The sequence below is a fragment of the uncultured Parabacteroides sp. genome (assembly GCF_902493135.1).
Classification (GTDB): Bacteria; Bacteroidota; Bacteroidia; order Bacteroidales; family Tannerellaceae; genus Parabacteroides.
Genome location: NZ_CABUOD010000006.1, coordinates 103,641 through 127,162 on the forward strand (window position 1 = coordinate 103,641; position 23,522 = coordinate 127,162).

Here is a 23,522-nt window from a genome sequence, read left to right on the forward strand (position 1 = left end):
ACATTCAACAAGACGTGGAGAGCCGCCAGCGTATTGCGGCAGCCTCTCCCAAAGTATTTCCAACGGAGCAAGTAACCGGAAGTGTAAACCCTGAAATCGTGCAGCAAAATGGCAAGACCACAGAAGTACCGGGGGACGAGAATCACGCAACCGCCCCAGCCGAGCCTGTCCCCACGTCGAAAAGAGGACGGAAGGCCAACGGGGACGTACAAAAAGTATAGGTTTGAGGAAACCCGTCTCGGCTTTTTGTTGAAGTATGAAGCACCGGCCGTCTTCAGCATCATTCTTAACCTGACGCCCAGGAGTGTTTTTCCTGAGCCGAAGGTGGAACTGATTGAGCAGGTTTGCCGGGCTTCGGGTGATCCTTCTTTGCGAAAGCCTAAGTTTTTCCGTTATCTGGAAGAGTACCGTGATATGGGGATTTATTGCAGGCGACCGAAACGCCTTACCCCTGAACGAGCTTTGTATTATGAAAGATTGCGGAAGAAGAAGCTGGAGTGTTTTATCAAGGAGAACCAAGCAACGATACAGCAGGAGCTTCGGCGGATTAGAGGTTTGCCTATATAATTTGGATTATTAGCCGAATATTTGATTTTAATTCACTGTAAAACAATTGGTTTTAATTGTTTTTGAAAAACAATTAAAAGGGAATTTGGCTAATTAATAACAAGGCTCTATCTTTGCAGCCTATCAGTTTCTCTAACTGACATCATTTTGATTGAGGCACCTGATGCCGAGCGGACACGGGAGTTCTCCCGTCTTTTCCCTCCCATATTATTAGTTGAATGCAGGCGGTGAAACCGAACCTGTCTGCTGTTGAATTAGATTGCTATTCGGGCAGTTTAATTTTATTGTATTACAATTATGCAAGAGAAGCAAGAGGAAAAAGACCTTCAACAATTGTCGGTCGAGGAGTTGTTTGTTGCGGCTCAGGAATCTTATGAAGAGGCCCAGCAACGTGCGCTCGAAGAGAACAAGACCTTTACGAAAACGGAGTATTACAGACTTGACAAGCTGGGCATTTACCGGCTACGGGTGTTGCCTATTGCCCCGAATCCTGACGGCACAAGTGACCGTCGCAGTTACGAATATCCGGTGCGCCAGTTGTTGATGGAACTTGAAAAACCGACTACGGGGAATGCCAAGCCGACTTCGATGTATGTGACTGTTCCCCGCACAACGGATGCCGGTTACTCCCTGGACTTAATCGACACTTACCGCAAACTCGCCGTGGCAGAAGCGCAAGACCGTGGGGACGACAAGCTCGCTGAAAAAATCGGCGGTGGTAGTTTCGGCGGTGGTCTGAAATTCAACTACGGCCATGCGATGTACATCCTTGACCTGAACGAACGTGCCAAAGGCATTCAGTTGCTTACCCTTTCTCACTCCCAATTTAAGGAACTGGACGAGCGCAAGTTTAAATTATGGCAAAAAAAGCTGGCTAAGTCACCGGGATTCCCATGCCCGATTTCTTCTGTTTACAATGCTTATCCCATTGAAATCGAGAAGAAGAAAAACGGTGGAAAGACCGAATATCTGATTGAGATTGATAATGAAGCGGAGAATGACGTACTGACTTCGGAAGAATTGACTAAATTGATGAATACCAACCGTATTCCGAGCATTATTTATCATTATAGCCGTTACCAGTACGAAGCGACCATCGAATACCTGAAACAATGCGACCAGAAGTACGGCATGTCAATTATGGACGAGGAAGAAATGAAGCAGGCTATTGAACAACTGGGTTCGGAACTTCCCAAAGAAGACACGAGCAGTTTCTCTTTCGACAAACGAACTAAGGATGCCAAGGAAAACAGTTCAAACGGTAGTGGTATCCTTATCGATGACCTTTTCGCCCGCTATGACGAATTGCAGGAAAAAGGGCTTTCGGACAAAACAGAAGAAGGCCAGGAGTTGAGAGGATTGATCCGTTCGTTTATCGAGCAGGAAAAATTGCCGGTACGTGTTACCCGTTCGACCAGCAATCAGGAGTTGCTGGACTTAATCGAAGCAGCTTTGGACGCTGCCCCCGGCGATGAAGAGGCTCCGGCGCCCACCCCGGCACCGGCTCCCGAACCGGAACCGGAAGCACCGGCAGAGGCTCCCGCCCCTGAACGTCGCCGCAGACGATAAGCGGAAATCATCTATTATTTATTCATCCGAGGAACGGAAAAGGCAGCCTTTCAATCTGCCTTTTCCTCCCTTTTTACACGCTTATTATGGCTAAAGAAATTTATCCTTGTCTTTTGTTATTCAATGATTTGCATGTCGGGAAAGAGAATATACCGGAATTTGTCGCGAACTGGAACGAGGCACTATGTATCTGTGAACGGTTAGGAATTACAGAGATAGCCCTGGGAGGTGATTTGTTTCTTTCGCGTGCCGCCCAGACACTTGATATACTGTTGGCCGTTCACGATGTTTTGCTGGCAACCGCCAAGAAAGGCATCCGAGTTACCATTGCCAACGGAAACCATGACAAGGTTGCCCCTGAATCGGAACGGGGTTACTGCCATATCTTCGACCAACATCGAAATGTCGTGGTGGCGAATGATTATGTGTCTTTGCCCATTGGTGACGGGCAACACGCTTTGTTGCACCTGATTCCTTATTTTCCGGAAGACGGCAGTTTTACCGAGAAACTTCAAACGGTGAAAACACAAGCGCTGGATTCCACAAAACTCAATTTTTTATACTTGCATGAAGGGATAAACGGGGCTTTGTCACAACCCAGCGAAAAAGAACTTCCCGCGAATCTCTTTGAAGGGTTCGACAAAGTTTTTGTCGCCCATTACCACAACCGTTGTGTTATCCCGGAGACAAACGTAGAATACATCGGCAGTAGCCGCCAACATAATTTCGGCGAAGATGAAATGAAAGGTTATACGGTGTTATACAATGACGGAAGCACTGAATTTATCCAGAATAAAATCAATCTCCGGTATAAGGTAATTGATGTGGATGCTGACCAAGTGGATATACATCTGACTGATTTACTGGACGAAATGAAAGCAGACGGGCATTACCGCACCAAGGTACGGGTTCACACGACTTCCGTCCGGGCTTCCTCCATCCCCAAAGAAAAGCTACTCCATGCGGGAGCCTCTAAGGTGGAAATCATCACGGAAGAGACGGAAGCGGCGGACGTATCGGCTTCCAGCCTTTTTGAAAAGTTCGATACCCATAAAATCAGGGAAACCTACGAGGAGTTTTGCCGGGAAAAGGAAATAGCGGAGGTAGAACTCGGATTGTCTTATTTATCTAAAATAGATAGTGTATGTGGAAATTAAATAAAATAGCTGCCCGTAATCTCTGTGCCTTCCGGGAATTGAGTTACGTCCTTCACCAAGGGGTTACTACCCTGATTTTCGGGGATAACCGGGACAATGAGAGCCAACGCAGCAACGGATCGGGCAAATCGGCCTTACTGGAATGTATAGCGATTGGTGTTACCGGCTCCCCGCTGCGAAAAATCAAGAACGAAGAAATCATCAACGATACAGCGGATGAATGTTATGTGATGCTGGAATTCAGTAATACCAGTTGCAATGAAGTTTTTACCGTGGAACGGGAAATATACCGCAAGGGTGCTTCTCAGGTACATTGTTCTATTGAGCGGGACGGTAAGCCGATAGATACGGACGAGGCTGTACAACATTCGGTGGATGCCTATGGAAAATATATTTTGGAAAAACTGGGCATTACCCGTGACGAGCTTTTTAACAATTTCGTGCTCTCGAAACATAAGTATGAGGATTTCCTGTCTTGTTCGGATAAGGAGAAGAAAGAAATAATCAACCGTTTCAGTAACGGCATTGTGGTGGACGAGGCTATCGAAAAGGTGTCGGAAGACATTGCACCGATTGAGACCAGATTGCGGGATGCAGAGTTGGAACTTTCAGGAGTGGACGGGCGTATCGCAATGCTTACCGAGCAGATAGAGAAAGAAGAGAACAATAAGAAGGAATGTGCCAGGAGTAAAGCGGAAAGAATAGCAGCCATTGAACAGACTATTACCGGGAAACGGGCATTTATCCGTGAGAAAAAGTCGGAATTGACTTCGTTGAGCAATACCAGAACTGATATATTACAGACCGATACTGAAATGCAGGGTTTGGAAAATTCAGACGAACCGTTGGATGATATTCTGGAGCAGGTGAAAATCATGGTATCGGCTTACGGTACATTGACAGACTGGAATAAGGTCATAGAATCCAAGAAAATACAGTTGTCATCTGTCGAAAAGAACCTTGCGAACCACCAGACAAACCAAAAAAATGCGACGGACAAACAAGCCCGCCTAACAGATGCGTACACAGCACTCGAATCGGAATACGCTCTTTTTACAAAACAGTATCAAATCCGTAATGAGGCTGTTGAGGAAGAATTGAAATCCCTGGGTATAAAGCTCCATAATTTAAGCCGTACCGGTGAAGAACTTCGTACTAAACGCCGCAATTTGTCGTCGGCCGTGGAATCATTGAAAAACAAACTGGCCGGGACGATTACCTGTCCGGCTTGCAAACACCAATTTCTTGTTGCTGACAAGGAGTTTGATGTGATTGCCGGGCAACAGGAATTGTCAAAGAAGCAGCATTCGCTTGTCCTGATTGGGAATGAAATAACCGAGGCCGAACAGCATTGTATTACAGTGGAGAAGAAACAACGCACTATAACTGCCGACCGTCAGGCTATCCGTCAAAAAAATGATGAATGGCAACAACAGTTGTCTACAGCCGGGAAGGATTTGCAGACCGCCACTTTTGAATTGGAAACAATGTCCCGTAAAGAAAAGCAAATCAGAGAAACAATCATTTCCCTGCAAAAGGATATTGAGGGGGTACGCCGTAAGATTTTCGATGAAGCCTTCGAACTGATCGATGCGGCTTACCGCACCAATGAACGAAAGAAATTGACTATTAATGACGAGGTTACGGCTGCCGAGTCATCTATTGAGACGCTGCGTGCTACCCTTTCTGAAATCAGCAATTCCTCTCCGGACGAAATCATTGAGTCGCTGCGTGCATCATTAAAGAATTACCGGAAGAAATCGGCAGAGATATTGAACGCCAAAGATAAGATTGAACAGACGTTGAAGCAATTGCAAGAGCAGGAACAACGTTTCAACCAGTTTAAATCGTATCTGGCGAATACGAAAATAGAAGCTCTTTCAAAAATAACGAATGAGTTTCTGGCAAGTATCGGTAGCGATATACGGATTCAGTTTTCGGGTTACACGGTGTTGAAGACAGGCAAGTTACGGGAGAAAATTTCGGTGACGTTAGTCCGTGACGGGGTGGATTGCGGCAGCTTCGGCAAGTTCTCGGAGGGGGAAAAAGCAAGAGTGAATTTGTCCTCCATCCTGGCTATGCAGAAGCTGGTGAACAGTAATTGCGAGGGTGACAAGGGACTGGACCTGTTGGTGCTGGACGAGATACTGGCCGCCGTGGATGAAGAAGAGAATATGAAGATGTTTGAATCGCTGAACCGGTTGGGTATTACAGCGCTGGTCGTGTCGCACGGGCACGTGAGCGAAGCCTATCCGCATACACTTGTTATCCGTAAAGAGCATGGTGAATCAAGGATTGTACAGTAAGGGGCCTTTGACACGCGCTGAGGTGCTTGGGTTGGATATAGCCACGATGTGCGGCTATTATTCCACCCATGAATGTGGCGCCTGGAATTTCTATGAATCAAAGGCTCGCAATGACAATAAGCAGCATAAGGCGTTCCGTGACACGCTGATCGGGTTTATCCGGCAGCATGGCATCCGTCAGGTGGTTGCAGAAGATATTAACGTGAACAATCATTTCACGGATATGCGCAAGTTGGCGGAGTTTCGGGGGATTCTACTGGAGGTGTGCGACGAGCTAAATTTGCCTGAACCGGCATTTGTGAACGTGGCTACGGTGAAGAAGTTTGCCACGGGCAACGGGCGGGCGACGAAGGTTGATATGATTAACGCCTGTGTCGCTAAGTATGGCTACCGTCCCCGGACGGACGACGAGGCGGACGCTTTCTGGATTTATACCTACTACTGTCATAAATACCGGATATGACACACATGCAATATTGTATTGTTTTACCCTGACAAACGGATGAAATAATACAATATTGAAATAAAAATGAATTTTTAAGATTATGAATTGACGCTAATTAGCTGACAGATTGAGACGAAGTTTAAGTTCAATTTCATGTTGGCAAGAGCGTGAAAAAACAGACTTTACCATCCGAACGTGATTTAGATCCGGAGTCGGTGAAACGACGGACGGAACTATTCACCCGATATATTTTACCGCATAAGCGATTAATATATAGTATTTGTATCAAGTTTACTTTTGAGGAGTGTGACATAGAAGATAATTACAGCGAGGTGCTGGTGAATTTTTACCGGTACATCGAAACTTATAATCCGGAGCGGCCATTGAAAAGCTGGATTTACGCGGTGGCTCAACGCCACGTGTATGATTTGAATAAGCGGAATACGGGTTTGAAGGCAAGCGATAACGTGGATGTATCGGATTTGCCGGATTTGAACGAGGGAGACCAGGTGAGTTGTAATTGTATGGGCATGGATAATTATGAGCAGTATTACAACGATGATATTCTGGAAGCACTGGATCAATTGACCCCTATTCATAAGGAGGCTTTGCTGCTGCAACAGGCCGGATATAAGATGGAGGAAATCGTGGAGATTTCTTTCCAGAACGGGAATTTGAAGACTAAGAATATGGATACGATTAAGAGCCGTATTTTCTTAGCGAAGAAGCAAATGAGGAGTTTACTAACCCGTGACGGTCATGCAAAGCAACAGTAAATTAATGAGCCGTTTGTTTACGGTGTTGATGCGCCGCACGGTGTTGCCGGGGTTTGTTTTTCCGGGCGGTAAGGTTGCGGAACGACGGGTTGATGCTTGTTTAGAGTATCTATCGCTTACGTTTGGAACGGTGGGGCTGGAACGCATTGTAGATTTTTGTATTTGCCAGGTGTACGCTGTTTCAAGGTTTACACCGGACTATTTGTTGAAATGGAAGTTGAGCCATTCTTTCGGGGAACGTGCGTGTGTGCGTTTTGTCACCCGTAAGCCCGGACAGAAGTATTATGAAGACCGATGGCTGAAAGAGCACAGCCTTACGCGTGAGTATTTGCTGGGACTTATCGAAGACCGGCAGGTGCATCCTTATTACCGCTTTATCAATCCTACCTGGGAAGAGCATACGAAACGGCGTGCCGTATCGACGGAAGCCGGTTATTATATCTGTGCCGCTTCGACATTGCTTTGGACGCCTTTTTCTGTTGCCTGCCGGATGTGCCGTTTTTCGGATGCCTGCCAAAATAGAACCCGGCATTTGTACCCGGAGCTTTACCGTATCCGGGCAGCCGAATATCAAGCAAAGGAGGACGGGAATGAGTAAGACGAAAAGTAATCCGTTGAGCGTTGAGTTTCTGTATGAGCTATACTCAACCGCCATGTTGCATGAATCGGTGTGCGGCGTGCTGGTGCAATATATGGAGAAAGAGTATCTGCCGGACCGTTCTTTCCAGCGTATTCAAGAAGTGTTGGCGAACCATTTCCGCAATTACAATATGCCGCCCTCCTATGCGATTTTGTCGCAGGCTTTCCATGAGGATTACGATGCGATAGAGCTAATCAATACTTTTCAGGAGTATGAAGCGGATGCCAACCCGGAAGTGGTGCTCGACATGCTGGAAACTTATATAAAAGGTGTCCGGTTGCAATCGGTGTACAACGAGGTAGGCAAGTTGTATAACCAAAGCAAGCAGGACAAGGCAGAGGCATTATTAAGGGAATATGCAGAATGGTTGTCGGGGTTTACGCTGAAATCCTCGGCATTTGTGGATGTGGGTAAAACTTTTGTAGCCCGTTTCCGTCAGAACCAGGCCCGTGAGATGGAGGAACAGCAATCGGCTTTGCCCCAAGTTACCCGGTTTTATATCCCTTACGTGGATGCCCTGAATGCCGGACGAAATTTGCGGGGACAGCTTACGTGCTTCTTAGCTTCAACGGGCGTGGGAAAATCGCATATCGTGAAGTATATCGGCACCCGTGCTAATGTGGATGACGGATTGCATGTACTTCATTTCCAACTCGAAGGTTCGGAAGAGGAAGCGCTCAATGCCTATTCTGGAAGCCTGATAGCCAAAAATGCTTATTACTTTGAGCGGGGAAAAATTTCAGAGACCGAGATGCGGCGCTATGAAAAGATGGTCGAGGCATTGAGCGGCAGCATAACGGTGCGTTGCTTTCCCCGGTTCAATGCCAGGGTTTCAACGCTGGATATAAAAAACGGTATTGTGGAGTACCGGAAGAAGACCGGGCACTCTCCGGACGTGGTGATTATTGACAGCATGGATTTGCTGACGGATGCCAGCCGCCGGGTTTGGAATGCCGAATATGAACGGAGTAAACGGATTGCCGTTGCGAATGATTTGAAGGACCTCGCGGCAGACGAAAAAGTATGGATGATTGTGACCTATCAAGCTACTATTGAGAACCGGGACTGGTTAAATGACGAAAAAAACGTGCTGACTGAATACAATTGCAGCGAGGCCAAAGGTTTGTCCCGTCCCTGCACCCATTTGATTAGTCTGAACCAGTCGTCTGCAGAACGGAACGAGGATGTGATGCGGTTACATATTGCCAAATCCCGTTTTTTCAAAAAGGGAGATACGATTAAGATTGCTACGAATTACGACGATGAGGTATTTTTCGATGCCCAGCGTAGTTTAACCTTAAACCGCTGACGACATGGCACTATCGAGACAAGAAACCGATTTCCTGGTTGAAGAGATAAGCCGCCATCTGGGAGCCAAACGGGACGGTGCGGGTAAAAACCTGATAGCCCGCTGTCCGTATTGCGGGAAAGAAGGCAAGTTCGGCGTGTATATCGGCAAAGAGACACTACGCAAGAAGCCTTTTATGAGCCACTGTTTCAGTTGCGGGCGTTCGACACAGACACTCGAAAAGTTGCTGGAAGAAATCGGGCGTCCGGATTTGATGGTGACACCGACGGCAGACCTGACCACTCCGCTCGACACGAACCTGTTGTTTCCGCTCGATATGGAGGAAGAGGTAGATGATACACTGGGGATTGTGGAATTGCCGGACTTTTATACACGGGTGTACACGCATCCTTATCTGAAATCGAGAGGGTTCTGTTATGACGATTACGATTATTTTGAAGTCGGTACGACGGGAAAACTAAATTTCCGGTTTACTGATTACGTGATATTCCCGGTTATTGACAGTGGCGATGTTGTGGGTTATGTTGCCCGCCATGTCTGGCCGAAAGATGAAATCGATATTTATAACCGGAAAGCTAAACGTCGGGGCGAGTACCCGATCCGGCGGTTCAATAATTCCACGGAGAATGATTTTGTCCGGTTGCTTTATAACTACGATTCGATTATTGAAAATGAAACCGATACGGTGATTATCGTGGAGGGTATTTTCGATGTGGTTGCCCTGGTGCGTAAACTGGATTTATATGACAATTCCCCTATTGCCGTGGTTGCCACTTTCGGAAAGAAGATTTCCCTTACCCAAATTTATAAGTTGCAAGTGAAAGGTGTCCGCACGGTGGTCATCGGCTATGACGGGGATGCAGTTGCGGCCATCAAACAGACCGCTACGGAATTAGCGCCCTATTTTGAGGTGTTTGTAGCTGATATTCCCAACCCGGAGAAGGATTGGCAAGACCTTTCTTTTGAAGAGATATTCGAGATTTTTGCGGAGAGGTTGAAAACACCTATTGAATATAAATTATCCAAATTACAAGAATAATGGAAAAATTAACAGCATGGCTGGATGCTAACCGAATAGCGTACCGGCAAATAGATGACGAGGTGGTTGAGATAGAAGATTTCGGGAAGGTGTTTTTAGCAGACCTTTCGGGAGTGAGTTCTATATTCAAGGGCGACGAGGGGAACATCCGTTTTAATTTAATGGAGAACCCGGACGTACTGATGGAAGAAGACATTTTTTATGCAGCCTTTGCTTTTGGCAAGAACTGGTACTATTTCGATTTGCGGGAGGAGTTTCGTTTCAACCTACTGAAATATGTAGGTAAACGTCAGCCTACCCGGTTGAACATACCGTATGTCAATCTGGGGGTGCATACCGGTTACGAGTTGTTGAACGGTTCTGGTGAACTGGCAGACTGGGTACGTAAAGCGAAATATCTCGGTCATACGGCTATCGGTATCTGCGATTACAACACGATGGGCGCCACGTTGAATTTGCAGAAAGAGTGTTCCGCAGCCGGATTGAAACCTATTTTCGGATATTCGTTCCGGCTTCGCCACGGGGATGAAACGGTTGATATGAAGTTATATTGTCAAAGCAAGGAAGGACTTCGTAACTTGCTACGGATTCAAAAAGCGATAATGGTGGATAGTGAAGAGCATACGCTGACGCTCCGACAACTTACCGACCATGCCGGGGGAAATGTGCTGGTGTTCGGGAAATGTTCGGGGGACTGGCTGAGAAAGAATCCGGATGTCGTTCGGAAACTGAAAACAGCTATGGGGAAAGAGGAAGGTTGCAGTGGGAAACTTTATTTCCAGGTTGACCTGACGGAGTACAAGGCGGAACGCATTGATGTGGAAGTATTAAAATCGGTAGCTTGTTATTTTGAAAATTTTGCTGATCCGTTCACCTTTTCATTCGAGATAGAACCTATACTAATATGTGACAATTACTATCTGGACGGGGATGATGCCCGAAATAAGATTGTTCTGAACAAAATAGCTACCGGTGCGGCGCATGAGCAGAGCGACGAACAGTTCTTTAAGGATATAGACGAACATTTTTCAGTGATTGAGCCGTTGTTCGATAGTGAGAAATGGAATGTAAAAGCCTTGTTTGAACGGATGTGCCGGAATACGGTTGAGATTGCAGAAGGAGCTGATGCGGGATATGAGACTGATCGGAATTTTATGCCGAGGTATGATATGACAGCCGAGGAAAAAACGAAATACGGCGACCGGCACAGCATGTTTCTATCCTTATTGGAAGAAGGCTTTCAGCGGTTAGTCCCGAAAGGCGAAGAAGCCGTTTACCGGAAACGGTTGGAGCATGAGATTTACATTTTGGAATCGACCGATAATGTGGATTACATGCTGGTCCAGTACGACACGGTAAACTGGGCCCGGAGTAATGGCATCCTTGTCGGCTGCGGGCGTGGTTCTGCGGGAGGATGCCTGGCTCTTTACCTGATGGGGATAACCCTGATAGACCCTATCAAGTATGACTTGCTTTTTGAGCGTTTCCTGCTTCCCGAACGTGCCGGGCTTTATCCTGCCCAAGCGACACTACTCGCCGGAGAATTGCAGTCGGAGGAATATGTGGAGTTTGAACTGGAAAACGGTAAAACCGTGCGTTTCGACCGGGATGCGCAATTGCTTGTCGTGCGGGATGAAGAAGAGATGATAGTATATGCCGATGAATTGAAAGATGGTGACGATGTAGTGTTCGACCATAAAGATTATTTGTGGACGATTAACTATATAAACCATGTTCCATCCGACCGAGATAGACAATAATACTTTTTTGTATCACGGCGACTGCCTCGAAGTTCTGCCTTTTCTGGCTGACCGGGGAGTGAAAGCCGATTTGATTCTCGCTGATCCCCCCTACGGCACAACCCATTGCCGTTGGGATTCAGTGATTGATTTTCCGCTGATGTGGAATGCCATACGCGGCGTATGCCGTGACCGTACTCCGGTGCTTCTTTTTTGTCAGCAACCTTTCACAAGCGCATTGGGAAATTCAAACCTGCGACGTTTGCGGTATAGCTGGGTTTGGGAAAAGACTACGGCTACTGGTTTTTTAAATGCTAACCGGATGCCCCTGAAAAGCCATGAGGACATATTGGTCTTTTATCACAAGTTACCTCTTTATCATCCTATCAAAACAGCGGGACACAGCCGGAAGGTGGTGGCTTCCGTGCATCGTCAGAAATGCAGCCAAGGTGACATCTACCGGGAACACGGGTTATACACGGACTATGACAGCACGGAACGCTATCCCCGGTCGGTATTGAAATACAGCACGGACAAACAGACCTGTTACCTGCACGCTACCCAAAAGCCGGTTGCTTTGCTGGAGTATTTTATCCGCACCTATACCAACGAAGGTGATTTGGTGATTGATTTTGTGATGGGCAGCGGCTCGACGGGAGTTGCCTGCCGGAACACGGGCCGACGGTTTATCGGTATCGAGAAGGAGGAGACCATTTTTCAAATAGCTAAAGAAAGATTGACCTTATGAAGATAAAGCATGTAAGTATAAAACAAGAAACGAATCCGGTTCAGGTGCTGGATTGTTCGGTAAGTGACGGTTATCGTCAGGGTCCCGGCGGTACACTCGCCGATGTGGATATTGACTTCCAATCCGACCGCCGCCAGGAAGTGAAGGAGTATCTGGAACGGCGTTATAATATCAACGGGAAACAGCGGGTATTTTCTGCCGGGACTTTGACTACCTTGAAAATCAAAGCTGCCATCAAAGATGTGGCACGTGTACACCGGGTCCCACTGAATATTGTGAATTATATCACATCGATATTCGATGATGACAAGATGACCTGGACGGACTTGTTTAAACTGGCGTTTACCAATAAGAAGGTGAAGAAGTTTATTACGGACTATCCACAAGTGATTGAGGACATCCGCCCTTTGATGGGGCAGCCCCGTTCGGGTTCTATCCACGCCTCGGCTATCCTGATTACGCCGGAGCAAAAGGATGGTGAAGAAATGGAATGTTTCGATTACACTCCCCTAAAAAAGGTAGACGACGTGTTGGTATCGGAACTGGACGGCTATTCGCTGGATGAAGTGGGTTTGCTGAAAAATGACTGTCTGGGAATTAAGGAGCTGTCGAAAATCCAATCGACTATAAACGAATGTAACCGGGTATATGATGCCGGATTACGGTTTGATGATATTGTGAAAGGCGGACTGGACGACGAGAAGACTTATCGCCTGCTTTCAGACGGGTTTACCCAGAATGTATTTCAGTTTTCATCAAAAGGGATGACTAAGTTCCTGATGGATATGAAACCGACGAATATTCACGACCTGATTGCGGCCAATGCGCTTTACCGGCCTGCCACTCTCGAATCAGGTTCGGCAGAAAAATACCTGTTATGTAAATGTGGTGATGTAGCACCTGTGTATTTGTGGGGTACATATAATGCACTGAAAGACAGTTGCGGCCAATTAACTTTTCAAGAAAGTCTAATCCAAATTGCTCGGGAAGTGGGTAACTTTAGCATGGGGGACGGTGTGAATTTGATGAAGCTGATTTCTAAAAAGCGCATCGACAAGATACATGCCATGAAAGAGAAATTCATGCAGGGGGCCAAAGAACGGGGATGCCCGAAGGAGGATGCGGTGCAAATCTGGGATATGATTGAATCGGGCGGTTCTTATCTTTTTAATAAATGTATCAGTGGCGGGGAAACGATTTATCGTCCGCATGGTGGACGGTGGAAACCCACTATCGGGGAGATGTACCGTATCCGGCATGACCGGCAATATGCCCGCTGGACAGGACATGCGGATTTGTATTCGAAATATAACCGGAAAGGCTACGGAATAGGATTCTCACTGAATGAAGACGAGCGATTGGTAAAGAACCGGATTGAGGATATTCGGTATGTAGGTGAAAGACCACTTTATCGTATCACACTGGAAGACGGCAGAACGCTGGATGTAACGGCCAACCATAAACATCCTACCCAGCGGGGAGAAGTCCGAACGGATTGCCTGGTTGCCGGAGAGGATTATATGTATGTGAATATCGGGTATATACAGCAGGATACCAATTACCGCTTTACGGACAAAGGTTGTTTGAATGATGATATGTACCATGATAATTACGGTGTAGGTAATTATGAACTGAATTCCCGACCGGGGCATTCCGGTTTTGTAGAGAAGCCGGAAAGTGAATATGTACGGCTGGAATATTACCGTAAGCACCTGATGCTTGAAGCGTGTGCCCGATGCGGCAAACGGAACTGCCGGCTGGAAGTGCATCATATCAACGGAGACCATTCACAATGCGGAGAGAATTTCGATAATCTGACTACGCTTTGCGCTTCATGTCACAAGAAAGAGCATTATCGCATGGGGCGCCGGAAGATGGGTGAACACGGGCTTTACACAGAATTGCGCAAGGTGGTATCAGTCTCGTATATCGGTTACGGTGAGGTTTATGATGTAGAAATGTCAGCCCCCAATCACTCTTTTGTAACGGCTGGTGGTATGGTGACATGTAACAGCCATGCAACGGCTTATGCCATTACTTCTTATACGGGCGCCTGGCTGAAAGCGAATTACCCGACGGCTTTTTACACGGTGGCTTTGCAGTGGGCTGATGATAAGGAGATTCCGGCTTTGATGTCGGAAATGGAACAATGCAGTTCGGCTATGATTGTACCGCCGGATGTGAATGTATCGCAGGCACAGTTTTTTACCAATTATACCACCGATGAAATATTCTGGTCGTTGACACGGATTAAGATGCTGGGCAAAAAGGCTGTGGACTGTATTATCGAGGAGCGGGAGCGCAACGGAACTTTCCTCTCTATCGAGAATTTTATTTTCCGCATATTCCGCTACAAGCTGAAGAAATATGAGTTTTGGGATGATCCGGATAATGCCGAAGAATCTACCCGTGTGCCCGTGAATGCAAGGCATGTCAAGAATATGGTTCTTGCGGGATGTTTTGACAATATAGAAAAGGTAAAGTCCGTGACAGATCGGTACGACATTCTCAGCCGTGCTGCCCGTGAATTGGGGTTTGAACTGGCAGACAAGGATTTTCCGGACGAGTTAATCAGCAAGCATTATTTCTGGTCGATGCAACAGATTGCCGTTTCGGGTATCGGTTCGATAGATTACCGGAGGATATTCGATAGCTCTGACCTGAAAGCGAAAGTGAAGGGGAAAGCCTCTTACATGGAATTGCGGCGGGCTTTTGATTCTGATAATGAGGGAAAACGAATTGTTGTCTGCGCCACGGTCAGCGAGGCCGAAGAGAAAGCCTATAAAGACAAGATGACAGGCGAACAAAAGAAGTTTGCCAAAATCACGCTTCAACAAAATAACGATATGATGGAACTGGTATGCTGGTCTGATTTTCTGCAAAATTATCCGGCCCCTATCGGAAGCCTTAAAAATAAAGTGATTATCGTGTCGGTGGTTATCAAGTATAGTGATTACTCCGGCGCAAATAGTTTGACGACTTATAAATCATCTTTAATTCAAGTAATGTAATGCAACCTACGATTATTGCCGTTGTGGGCGCTTCGGGTTCGGGCAAGACCTATCTGTCGAAGCTGCTCCAAGATGAATTGAATGTTTTTAGTATTATCAGCCATACGACACGTCCCAAACGGGCGGACGAAACGCATGGAAAGGATTATTATTTTATCCGGAATATCCAGATTTTCCCGTTCTGCGATATGCTGACACATACCAAGTTTGGAGGGTATGAATATTTTGCATTGCGCGACCAGGTTCCTCCCGAAGGGTATTGTACATACGTTGTGGACGAAAGTGGTGTGCAGGCGTTGAAGAAACTTCACGGACATCGTTTCAGGATTGTTACGGTACTGGTGCGCAGTAACTATGAAACGTTGGTTGCCAGGGGCATCGACGAGGATCGGATTTTCCGGGACAGAACCCGGAAGCAACTGCCGGAAGCCTTTTACGATTTCGTGATTGACAATGACGGTTCTTTGATGGAGTATGAAGAAACGATTCGTGACATGTATCAAAAAATACGTTTATGGCAGCCCCAAAAGTAGAACCGAAAATTTATACCGCCGTTGTCCTGGACTTTGAGACGGGCGGGCTGAACTGTGTAGACTGTGCCTGTACGCAGCTTGCTATGCAGGCTGTCCGGCTGGATAACTGGACGGTGCTGGAACGGTACGCGAAGTATATCGCTCCTTACCGGAAGCTGGATATAGGCGGCGCACCGAAACGCAAGGTACTTAAAACCCGTCAGGCTCTTGTTCAGGAAGAGGCCGGTATGTCGATGAAGTATGAACCGGTGGCATTGACTTATTCGGCTATTACGATGGATATGCTTTATAACCAAGGGGTTGATTTGAAGGAAGTGGCGCAGGATGTGATTGAGTTCGGCAAACGTAATACCCTGTCGAAGGGACAACAATGTAAACCAATACTGATAGGTCAGAATATCACGTTTGACATCGGGTTTCTCCAACAATTGATAGCCTACGCCGGGCTGATGCCGGAATTTGAGAAGGTGTTTGCCGGAAAGGTGGATTTCTACGGGAATTTCCAACCGCACTACGTGGATACGATAGACCTCGGCAGGTTCGCTTTTGCCCATCTGCCGGATGTAACCTCGTACAAGCTGGAGATACTTTCCGAGCGGCTCGGTATCGAGTTGGACGATGCGCACGATGCCGGAGCCGATGTGACCGCTACTTTAAATGTGGCGGCGGTCTGCTCTGCCCGGTTACGGCAGGAAGGTGGCGGGGATATTTGTATTCAGAAAAAGGAAAAGACACGTGCTCACTTTAAAATTTAAGTCTTGTGACTTTTTTATATTTCTGTCTTCTCTTTCAGCAGAGAATATTATTTTTTTAATGTATAACTGATTGTATAATACTTACATAATGGACGAACAACAGAAAACGGAAGATACGGTTGTCTTCAAGACCGACGACCGGATGACCTACGGAGCGATGAATTATGACGGTACGGAACTGATGGCCGTGATTTCGGGTTATGACCTGAACATTGCCTTTAACATGCGTACCATTAATTCACTGGCTGATGCAGAGGCCGCCGCCAACGCATTGGCCGATGTGTTTTATGAGGTTCTGATGGAGCAATTGATTGAAGAAAAGTCGTATCTGGTTAAACCCTCCGGGGGAGAAAAGACTATTCCGTGATAAAGAAACATACAGTCTCTTATCTTATTTACAAGGGGCTGTTTCCGACGAAAGAATAATCATGGAAGAACAAGAAAAAGATATAAAGCTGACAGATGCCGAAAAGGAATTTTGCGAGTTGTTCGTCAATGGGGACAAAGAATTTGCCGGGCAAGCAACGGCGTGCTACAGGGAGGTGTTTGGAGAAAATAAGAAAAACCTTTCCCTGGCTGCACGCCGTTTGCTTGCCAAATCGCATATAGCTTCTTGTATCAGTGAATTGCTGGAAGAACGGAAGATTGAAACGGAAGCTATTGCCGTAAAACTGCAAGTGGCTGAAACGCTGAAATCGGTGATGGCAGAAACCGCCAAGAACGAGTATATCGACAAGTTCGGGGTTGCCCTTTCACCTGCGCCACTTAGGGCGGTTTCGGTGAATGCCGCAAAAGCATTGATGGAACTTTATCCTATCAAGCATTCGCAAGAGGATAAGAAGAAAGGCGACGGCGGCGGTAATATCATTTTTAATGTCGTTGTTCCTCAAACCCCACCGCCCCATGAAGAAGATTAGCAGGCGGAATATGGAGCGGATTATTTATATCGCTCTAATTATTATCCTGGTGATATTCGGGATATTCAAAGATAGCGCAGGGGCTGAAATGCTCATCCGGGCTGTTAAAGATGCTTTTTCGATTTTAATACAATAATTACTTATGACTACAGTCAAAGATTTTTTTGCAGACAATTATCGCTCGCTGTTCGTGATATTCTCGTTTATCATCACGATTTACGTGCAGCATATCACTAACACTTCCCGAATTGCCGAACTGACAGACCGGTGTTCTACACTGGAAATTAAAATAGAAGACCAGTACGAGAAGATAGACGCAATCAAGCTCGACAAGGCGGTATTCGAGGCCACGATGACGCAGTTCGTGTCCATTCAAGCCGACCTTCGGGAAATGCGCGGCGATATAAAGGAATTGCTGAAACAACGATGAAGGCTGCGTTCGGTATTGTTCTCTGGCTGGTGTCGTTGCCGGTGTTTTCCCAGTCGGTGTTTGAACAGTCGGTGGATTGTATCAAACGGTACGAGGGACTACATACAGCCCGGCATCATCCCTATGTGGGTTACGGACACAAGTTGGTGGCAAATGAAACGTTTACGGCTGAAATGAGTGAGGTATGTGCGGATTCGTTGTTGCGTGCGGATTTATTACACCGATGTGCCGTATTCCGCAGTTTTGGACGGGATTCACTGCTTCTTGGCATATTGGCTTATAATGTGGGTGAAACCCGCGTGATGAAAAGCCGGTTGGTAAAGAAACTCCGTAGCGGATGCCGGGATGTTTACCGGGAGTATGTCAGTTTCCGACTGATAAAAGGAAAGGTGTCTGCGGTTTTGGAACGCAGGCGGAAAGAAGAGTTTAAGCTATTGTTTAATGATTAAAGAAGAATGGTTATGATAGTGGAAGGTAGTCAGATTACTGTTATTCCCTCACCGGAATTGACCGAAATCCACCTGGATGGTTTGTTGGGTGAAACGGGTATTGTCCTGGAAGACCTGACAGATAGCGTAAGGAAATGCAAGGGGTACATGGTTTTGTTCCCCGAAATGTATAAAGATGAATTTGTCTGGTTTGTTCCTCAAAAGTCGGCTTATGAATAGAAGGACAGGTGTATTATTGGTAGTCGTAGCGGCGCTCGCCGGTATGGTGTGGTTGCAGCAACGGAAGGTTGTCCGGTTGAAACAAGAACGGGACCGGCACGAACAAAACAGCGATGCCCTGCTCTCGGATTTAAAACGGTGGCAGGTGGATTCGGCAACCATGGCAACGGATGTGAAGACGCTCCGGTTAAGCATGGATGAATTGGAGCGTTACCGGGCTGATGACCTGGTAAAAATCAAACAGATGGGGGTTAAGATTAAGAACCTCGAAGCGGCTGCCAAACACCAGATTGAGATTGATGCCCCGATTCATGCTACGGTGCGTGATTCGGTGGTTATACGTGATTCAGTGGTTGTTCGTGTTCAAGCTGTGTCGATGATGAATCCTTTTATCCAGTTGCACGGGGTTATTGAACGGGATTCGCTGATCGGTTCGGTTCACCTTCCGGTAACGTTGAGGCAGGCCGTGTGGATTGAGTATAAACGACGGTGGTTGTTCTGGAAGAAGGTGAAGGCGGTGCATCAGGTTATCACAACGGATAACCCATACGTGGAAGTGAAGTATTCGGAATTTATTCATGTTCAAAAATAGGTTATACAGAAGAACACTTACCTTACTATATTGAAAGAGCAAAATATAGACTAAGTCCAAATTATCTTTTGGAAATAAAAAAATGCCGTCTATTTCCCTATATATTAAAAAGTTACTATCTTTGCAAAAAATATCTGGTGTTAAACATTCTAATACGCTATTTAAACATAAATGCTTGTTATTGAAGATATTGAAAAATGCTTTGGTGATGTGTCTGTATTATCTGGTGTGAATATATCGATAGAGAATGGACAGGTCTATACTTTAACTGGAGGAAACGGGTCTGGGAAAACGACACTTTTGAACATTATTTCAGGGTTCGTGAAACCAACAAAAGGTTCCATCTCTTTTAAAGGGTGTAATCTTATCGGTCTCAGTCCTTATAAAATAAATCGTATGGGTATTGGGCGTACTTTTCAAGATTTACGTTTGGCTATGCAAATGACAGTTAAGGAAAACGTGATGTTGTCGCTGGAAAAAAGAATGTTTGAAAGACTGTCTTCCAAACAACTTTCCAAAGTAGATGAGATATTAGAGAAGATGTCTTTGACTGATAAAGCCAATGAACTTGCAGGAGAAATATCTTATGGACAACAGAAATTGTTAACTCTTGCATGTTTGTTGGCTAATGATGCCGAATTATTACTTATTGATGAGCCAGTAGCAGGCATTGATAAAAATAATTTCACAAAAATAGTTGACATTATATTGGAATCAAAGCAAATAGGTAAAACTATCATTCAAATTGAGCATCATCCCCAATATATAGCTGCAACCAGTGATGTGATTTTACACATGGAGAAAGGGAAGATAGTATGTTAACAGTACAGCATTTAACTACGGGTTATGGTAAGAAACAAGTACTGACGGATGTGTCTTTCCATATAAATGCAGGCGAAATAGCTTTGCTTACAGGAGGAAATGGTTCGGGGAAGAGTACTGTATTAAAATCAATTTACGGTCTTTTATCTCCTTGGCAAAATGGAGGTCGTTTGAGAGGTAAAATCCTCTTTGAGGATAATGATATAACTAGCATACATCCCTACAAATTACTGAAATTAGGGATTGCATATATGCCGCAAAAGAAAAATGTGTTTGAAGATTTCACTGCAGAAGAAAATTTACTAACTGCGGCTAGTATCTATAGCAAGGGGGATGCTAAGCAAAGGATTAAACATGTTATGCAAAATATACCACGTCTTGCTGAATTGCGAAAAAGATCCCCTTTTTCAATGAGCGGTGGAGAAAGACAATTACTGGCGTTTGGATGTGCTATGCTTCATTTGCCTAAGCTGATGCTTTTGGACGAACCTTTTGCGGGAGTGGATGAAAAATATTCCAGATTATTACTTGCTATCATTAGACATCTTTATAACGAAGGTATAACTTTTCTTATTATAGAACATAAAAAGTTTTTGTTTGAAGTTGTAGACTATCGGATAATAGAGTTGGAATTAGGAGAAATTAAACACGAAAAAATATGAAAAAAAATCTTTTTACATTAGTGATATTCTCTTTTTTAACATGCTTTTTTTCATGTAAAGAAGATGATTCAATTAAAATAGGAGTAATATTGCCTTTAACAGGTGCAGCTTCTGAAATTGGCAACAATATTCTTGATGGTATCATAATATCCTCAGAATATTATGATAGCATTTCTTCTAAAAAGTTTAGCTTGATCATAGAGGACAGCAAATTAGATGCGAAACAGGCTATTTCTGCAGCTAATAAATTAATAACAGTTGATAAAGTAAAAGCCATAATAGGATTAGCTTCATCTACAGAGGCATTAGCAGTAGCACCTATTTGTGAAAAGAATAAAATACCAATGATTTCCTCTACGGCATCTACGCCTTTATTGTCAACAGCAGGTGACTATGTTTTTAGAATTTATCCCTCCGATGTTTATGATGGTAAAATCTTAGCAAATTTTGCCAACGAGATTAAAAAACTTAAAACTGTCTCCATTTTATATTTAAATAATGATTTTGGAGTAGGATTGAAAAATAATTTTATAACTAATTATATTAATGGTGGAGGTAAAGTAGAGCAAGTAGAAACCTTTTTGCCCAATGATATAGATTTCAAAACCCAATTAACAAAAATTAAAAACAAAAATTCAGATGCCCTATTGGTTATAGCGATAGATATGCAATATTTGAATATAATTAAACAAATTAGAGAACTCAATATTAAATCTCAAATATTAGCTCCTGTAACATTTGATAATCCTATATTGGTAGAAAAATTAGGTAATGCTGCAGATAATATAGTTTATTCCAGACCTAAATATACCACAGACCAAAAAACTTCGCAAGAAAAAATATTTAAGGAAAAGTATTTCGAACTAAGGAATTCTGCACCTCCTCTTCTTACTGCATTAGGATATGATACTTATTATATACTATGCGAGGCTATGAGAAAAGTTGATTTTAACCAGCAAATGATTAAAGAACAATTATATAAAACCAATTGTGATGGAGTTTCCGGAAAAATCAAATTTGATGAAAATGGAGATATAATTCCTGAAATAGAGCTTATGATAATAAAAGATACTAAATCAACTGTATATGAATAAAGATTGTAAAACTAAGACAAAGGAAGAGCAGAAAAAATTGTCTGCTTTAATCGAGAAGCTAAAAAAAGAGTGGAATATTGACGAGATGGCTAAAAGAGGTGCTTTTTTTATTAATAATCCAGAAAGCCTTTTAGATGCAAAATTAATTAGTCAGAAATAGGACGCATGAAAGTATTATTAGCCAATATACCACCATGGTTGCCATTTCAGCCATATTTAAGCATCCCTCTCTTAACTGGGATACTTAAGAATGATGGAGTTGCAGTGAATCAAATAGATTTGAATGTGAATTTCTTTGATCAAATGCTTTCTCCTGAGGAATTGAAATGCCAATTAAACTGGTATAATGACGCTAAGTCAAATAGTGAATTCAGAAAACAGTTATTATGGGAGCTAAAAGATTATTTTATCCATGAAATCAATTCATTAAAAGAGAACGTTCGAAAATATGCCAATTATGAAGATCGAGAATTTGTACAAGATTCTTTTGAAAAAATAGAACTCGCATTAAAAATATTTTCTTTGAATTTTTGTGATATAGAGTTGTCTATTGGTGATGTTAAATATCTATTTGATAGCTATAATATCGAAAAGATATTTCACTATGTATATAGCGAAAATAATATTTTTAGCTATTATTTAAAAAAGTATCAATTAGAATCAATAATTAATTTTCAACCTGATTTAATTGGTTTTAGTGTAACGACTTCGGAACAATTAATACCTGCTTTATCTTTCAGTTTTGTTCTTAAACAGAATATGCCCAATATAAAGATTGTATTTGGAGGTAGCTATGTTTCACGTGTGCACAGAATCTTAAATAATTCTAATGACTTTAATAATTTAATTGACTTTATTTTACGTGGATATGCAGAGGAATCAATAGTTTCATTAGTATCCCTACTGGAACAAAATAAAGGATTAGAAAATGTAAATGGGTTATCTTATAAACAAAATGGAAGAGTAATTACTAACTTTTATACAAAATTTCGTTTTGTAAAAAAAGTTCCTATTCCTAATTTTGATGACTTGCCTTTTGATAAATATTTTTCTCCTATAAGAAAATTGCCTATAGAATTGACAAAGGGATGTTATTGGGGCAAGTGCTCGTTTTGTGAATTAAAAGGACAAATATATACAGCAAAACAAGCTGATAATATATATAATGAATTAGAATACTTATTTAAGAAATATAAAGTTGAACACTTCTCCTTTGTGAGTGCTTCACCTTCTCCTAAGTTGCTATATGAAATAGCTAAGAAAATTATTATCAATAAACTGCCTATTACTTGGTCTAGTATGATTAGACCAGAGGCTTATATTGATTCTTCTTTTGCTAAAGTACTGTACGAAGGAGGAATGAGATTAGCAATGATTGGATTTGAATCGGGTTCTCAAAATATTCTTGATAAAATGGAAAAAGGGCTTAATATTTTAAATAATAAAAACATATTAAAGAGTCTTTATGATGCTAACATAAGTGTGCATGGCTATTTTATGTTTGGTTATGATGGAGAAGAAATACAAGATATTGATAAAACATTAGAATTTATAAACACACATTTATCTTATATACAATCCATATCAATTTCATATTATACAGAAACTTGCTATCCCATAAATAGTTTGCAGATTTATAAACAGCTTAATTTGGATGCTAAAAAAAGAATGCAAGCAATTTTAAAAAGTCATCTTGACAAAAAAAATACAAATAATTATTTTATCAATCTTAATTAGAATGAC

26 protein-coding genes are annotated in these 23,522 nt (G+C 43.7%); all 26 read left to right on the top strand.

The genetic code is table 11. From position 1 onward, the window contains the following. The first annotated feature begins 108 nt into the window (after positions 1–108). The 26 genes from RDN79_RS04485 to RDN79_RS04610 all read left to right on the top strand — a co-directional run bounded on the left by RDN79_RS04485 (position 109) and on the right by RDN79_RS04610 (position 23,516). Positions 109–567, top strand: coding sequence for a hypothetical protein (locus tag RDN79_RS04485; protein ID WP_308572931.1), 459 nt, complete (start codon positions 109–111; stop codon positions 565–567). Positions 568–864: 297 nt separating this feature from the next. Next, entirely contained in the window at positions 865–2,136 is a 1,272-nt protein-coding gene (locus tag RDN79_RS04490; protein WP_298552830.1) for a hypothetical protein, read from the top strand. A gap of 86 nt (positions 2,137–2,222) precedes the next feature. Then, positions 2,223–3,293: a phosphoesterase gene (locus RDN79_RS04495; RefSeq protein ID WP_298552832.1), complete on the top strand. Its 1,071-nt coding sequence runs from the start codon at positions 2,223–2,225 to the stop codon at positions 3,291–3,293. Next, entirely contained in the window at positions 3,281–5,599 is a 2,319-nt protein-coding gene (locus tag RDN79_RS04500; protein WP_298552834.1) for an SMC family ATPase, read from the top strand. The genes RDN79_RS04495 and RDN79_RS04500 overlap by 13 nt, the downstream gene beginning before the upstream one ends. Beyond that, on the top strand, positions 5,574–6,062 hold the full coding sequence (locus RDN79_RS04505; protein ID WP_298552837.1) for a crossover junction endodeoxyribonuclease RuvC: 489 nt from the start codon (positions 5,574–5,576) through the stop codon (positions 6,060–6,062). Before RDN79_RS04500 ends, RDN79_RS04505 begins: the two co-directional genes overlap by 26 nt. A gap of 149 nt (positions 6,063–6,211) precedes the next feature. Beyond that, entirely contained in the window at positions 6,212–6,820 is a 609-nt protein-coding gene (locus RDN79_RS04510; RefSeq protein WP_250714232.1) for an RNA polymerase sigma factor, read from the top strand. Next, the gene (locus RDN79_RS04515) at positions 6,804–7,418 is read left to right on the top strand and encodes a hypothetical protein (RefSeq protein WP_298552839.1); all 615 of its coding nucleotides are present in this window, start codon (positions 6,804–6,806) and stop codon (positions 7,416–7,418) included. The genes RDN79_RS04510 and RDN79_RS04515 overlap by 17 nt, the downstream gene beginning before the upstream one ends. Then, entirely contained in the window at positions 7,411–8,769 is a 1,359-nt protein-coding gene (locus RDN79_RS04520) for a DnaB-like helicase C-terminal domain-containing protein (protein ID WP_298552841.1), read from the top strand. Before RDN79_RS04515 ends, RDN79_RS04520 begins: the two co-directional genes overlap by 8 nt. Positions 8,770–8,773: 4 nt before the next feature. After that, positions 8,774–9,808: a toprim domain-containing protein gene (locus tag RDN79_RS04525; protein ID WP_298552843.1), complete on the top strand. Its 1,035-nt coding sequence runs from the start codon at positions 8,774–8,776 to the stop codon at positions 9,806–9,808. Next, positions 9,808–11,568: a PHP domain-containing protein gene (locus RDN79_RS04530; RefSeq protein ID WP_298552845.1), complete on the top strand. Its 1,761-nt coding sequence runs from the start codon at positions 9,808–9,810 to the stop codon at positions 11,566–11,568. Before RDN79_RS04525 ends, RDN79_RS04530 begins: the two co-directional genes overlap by 1 nt. Then, a complete protein-coding gene (locus tag RDN79_RS04535; protein ID WP_250714237.1) occupies positions 11,540–12,295 on the top strand; it encodes a site-specific DNA-methyltransferase in 756 nt (251 codons plus the stop codon). The genes RDN79_RS04530 and RDN79_RS04535 overlap by 29 nt, the downstream gene beginning before the upstream one ends. Beyond that, the gene (locus RDN79_RS04540) at positions 12,292–15,306 is read left to right on the top strand and encodes an HNH endonuclease (RefSeq protein WP_298552848.1); all 3,015 of its coding nucleotides are present in this window, start codon (positions 12,292–12,294) and stop codon (positions 15,304–15,306) included. The genes RDN79_RS04535 and RDN79_RS04540 overlap by 4 nt, the downstream gene beginning before the upstream one ends. Continuing rightward, on the top strand, positions 15,306–15,839 hold the full coding sequence (locus RDN79_RS04545; protein WP_298552850.1) for a hypothetical protein: 534 nt from the start codon (positions 15,306–15,308) through the stop codon (positions 15,837–15,839). Before RDN79_RS04540 ends, RDN79_RS04545 begins: the two co-directional genes overlap by 1 nt. After that, the gene (locus tag RDN79_RS04550; protein ID WP_298552852.1) at positions 15,821–16,594 is read left to right on the top strand and encodes a PolC-type DNA polymerase III; all 774 of its coding nucleotides are present in this window, start codon (positions 15,821–15,823) and stop codon (positions 16,592–16,594) included. Before RDN79_RS04545 ends, RDN79_RS04550 begins: the two co-directional genes overlap by 19 nt. Positions 16,595–16,682: 88 nt before the next feature. Then, complete coding sequence (locus RDN79_RS04555) at positions 16,683–16,961, top strand: hypothetical protein (RefSeq protein ID WP_298552853.1); 279 nt, start codon at positions 16,683–16,685, stop codon at positions 16,959–16,961. A 61-nt stretch (positions 16,962–17,022) separates the two neighbouring features. Then, on the top strand, positions 17,023–17,511 hold the full coding sequence (locus RDN79_RS04560) for a hypothetical protein (protein WP_298552855.1): 489 nt from the start codon (positions 17,023–17,025) through the stop codon (positions 17,509–17,511). Then, positions 17,498–17,647 carry a hypothetical protein gene (locus RDN79_RS04565; RefSeq protein WP_298552857.1) on the top strand — a complete coding sequence of 50 codons (150 nt, stop codon included), beginning with the start codon at positions 17,498–17,500 and terminating at the stop codon, positions 17,645–17,647. The genes RDN79_RS04560 and RDN79_RS04565 overlap by 14 nt, the downstream gene beginning before the upstream one ends. A 6-nt stretch (positions 17,648–17,653) precedes the next feature. Further along, positions 17,654–17,941, top strand: coding sequence for a hypothetical protein (locus tag RDN79_RS04570; protein ID WP_298552859.1), 288 nt, complete (start codon positions 17,654–17,656; stop codon positions 17,939–17,941). Then, positions 17,938–18,390 (top strand): glycoside hydrolase family protein, encoded by a 453-nt coding sequence (locus RDN79_RS04575; RefSeq protein WP_298552861.1) that lies wholly within the window; start codon positions 17,938–17,940, stop codon positions 18,388–18,390. Before RDN79_RS04570 ends, RDN79_RS04575 begins: the two co-directional genes overlap by 4 nt. 12 nt (positions 18,391–18,402) lie before the next feature. After that, positions 18,403–18,609, top strand: coding sequence for a hypothetical protein (locus tag RDN79_RS04580; protein WP_057256172.1), 207 nt, complete (start codon positions 18,403–18,405; stop codon positions 18,607–18,609). Next, positions 18,602–19,201, top strand: a complete 600-nt coding sequence (locus tag RDN79_RS04585; RefSeq protein WP_298552864.1) for a DUF6549 family protein — start codon at positions 18,602–18,604, stop codon at positions 19,199–19,201. The genes RDN79_RS04580 and RDN79_RS04585 overlap by 8 nt, the downstream gene beginning before the upstream one ends. Before the next feature lie 171 nt (positions 19,202–19,372). Continuing rightward, positions 19,373–20,023 carry an ABC transporter ATP-binding protein gene (locus RDN79_RS04590; RefSeq protein WP_298552866.1) on the top strand — a complete coding sequence of 217 codons (651 nt, stop codon included), beginning with the start codon at positions 19,373–19,375 and terminating at the stop codon, positions 20,021–20,023. Continuing rightward, entirely contained in the window at positions 20,017–20,685 is a 669-nt protein-coding gene (locus tag RDN79_RS04595) for an ATP-binding cassette domain-containing protein (protein WP_298552867.1), read from the top strand. The genes RDN79_RS04590 and RDN79_RS04595 overlap by 7 nt, the downstream gene beginning before the upstream one ends. Further along, positions 20,682–21,779: an ABC transporter substrate-binding protein gene (locus RDN79_RS04600; protein WP_298552868.1), complete on the top strand. Its 1,098-nt coding sequence runs from the start codon at positions 20,682–20,684 to the stop codon at positions 21,777–21,779. Before RDN79_RS04595 ends, RDN79_RS04600 begins: the two co-directional genes overlap by 4 nt. Then, positions 21,772–21,939: a hypothetical protein gene (locus RDN79_RS04605; RefSeq protein ID WP_298552869.1), complete on the top strand. Its 168-nt coding sequence runs from the start codon at positions 21,772–21,774 to the stop codon at positions 21,937–21,939. Before RDN79_RS04600 ends, RDN79_RS04605 begins: the two co-directional genes overlap by 8 nt. Positions 21,940–21,944: 5 nt before the next feature. Continuing rightward, positions 21,945–23,516, top strand: coding sequence for a radical SAM protein (locus tag RDN79_RS04610; RefSeq protein ID WP_298552870.1), 1,572 nt, complete (start codon positions 21,945–21,947; stop codon positions 23,514–23,516). Positions 23,517–23,522: the final 6 nt, after the last annotated feature.

Coding starts and splice junctions, on each gene's coding strand:
- RDN79_RS04485 (WP_308572931.1), top strand. CDS start 109: ATGGCAAGACCACAGAAGTACCGGGGGACGAGAATCACGCAACCGCCC.
- RDN79_RS04490 (WP_298552830.1), top strand. CDS start 865: ATGCAAGAGAAGCAAGAGGAAAAAGACCTTCAACAATTGTCGGTCGAG.
- RDN79_RS04495 (WP_298552832.1), top strand. CDS start 2,223: ATGGCTAAAGAAATTTATCCTTGTCTTTTGTTATTCAATGATTTGCAT.
- RDN79_RS04500 (WP_298552834.1), top strand. CDS start 3,281: ATGTGGAAATTAAATAAAATAGCTGCCCGTAATCTCTGTGCCTTCCGG.
- RDN79_RS04505 (WP_298552837.1), top strand. CDS start 5,574: ATGGTGAATCAAGGATTGTACAGTAAGGGGCCTTTGACACGCGCTGAG.
- RDN79_RS04515 (WP_298552839.1), top strand. CDS start 6,804: ATGCAAAGCAACAGTAAATTAATGAGCCGTTTGTTTACGGTGTTGATG.
- RDN79_RS04520 (WP_298552841.1), top strand. CDS start 7,411: ATGAGTAAGACGAAAAGTAATCCGTTGAGCGTTGAGTTTCTGTATGAG.
- RDN79_RS04525 (WP_298552843.1), top strand. CDS start 8,774: ATGGCACTATCGAGACAAGAAACCGATTTCCTGGTTGAAGAGATAAGC.
- RDN79_RS04530 (WP_298552845.1), top strand. CDS start 9,808: ATGGAAAAATTAACAGCATGGCTGGATGCTAACCGAATAGCGTACCGG.
- RDN79_RS04535 (WP_250714237.1), top strand. CDS start 11,540: ATGTTCCATCCGACCGAGATAGACAATAATACTTTTTTGTATCACGGC.
- RDN79_RS04540 (WP_298552848.1), top strand. CDS start 12,292: ATGAAGATAAAGCATGTAAGTATAAAACAAGAAACGAATCCGGTTCAG.
- RDN79_RS04545 (WP_298552850.1), top strand. CDS start 15,306: ATGCAACCTACGATTATTGCCGTTGTGGGCGCTTCGGGTTCGGGCAAG.
- RDN79_RS04550 (WP_298552852.1), top strand. CDS start 15,821: ATGGCAGCCCCAAAAGTAGAACCGAAAATTTATACCGCCGTTGTCCTG.
- RDN79_RS04555 (WP_298552853.1), top strand. CDS start 16,683: ATGGACGAACAACAGAAAACGGAAGATACGGTTGTCTTCAAGACCGAC.
- RDN79_RS04560 (WP_298552855.1), top strand. CDS start 17,023: ATGGAAGAACAAGAAAAAGATATAAAGCTGACAGATGCCGAAAAGGAA.
- RDN79_RS04565 (WP_298552857.1), top strand. CDS start 17,498: ATGAAGAAGATTAGCAGGCGGAATATGGAGCGGATTATTTATATCGCT.
- RDN79_RS04570 (WP_298552859.1), top strand. CDS start 17,654: ATGACTACAGTCAAAGATTTTTTTGCAGACAATTATCGCTCGCTGTTC.
- RDN79_RS04575 (WP_298552861.1), top strand. CDS start 17,938: ATGAAGGCTGCGTTCGGTATTGTTCTCTGGCTGGTGTCGTTGCCGGTG.
- RDN79_RS04580 (WP_057256172.1), top strand. CDS start 18,403: ATGATAGTGGAAGGTAGTCAGATTACTGTTATTCCCTCACCGGAATTG.
- RDN79_RS04585 (WP_298552864.1), top strand. CDS start 18,602: ATGAATAGAAGGACAGGTGTATTATTGGTAGTCGTAGCGGCGCTCGCC.
- RDN79_RS04590 (WP_298552866.1), top strand. CDS start 19,373: ATGCTTGTTATTGAAGATATTGAAAAATGCTTTGGTGATGTGTCTGTA.
- RDN79_RS04595 (WP_298552867.1), top strand. CDS start 20,017: ATGTTAACAGTACAGCATTTAACTACGGGTTATGGTAAGAAACAAGTA.
- RDN79_RS04600 (WP_298552868.1), top strand. CDS start 20,682: ATGAAAAAAAATCTTTTTACATTAGTGATATTCTCTTTTTTAACATGC.
- RDN79_RS04605 (WP_298552869.1), top strand. CDS start 21,772: ATGAATAAAGATTGTAAAACTAAGACAAAGGAAGAGCAGAAAAAATTG.
- RDN79_RS04610 (WP_298552870.1), top strand. CDS start 21,945: ATGAAAGTATTATTAGCCAATATACCACCATGGTTGCCATTTCAGCCA.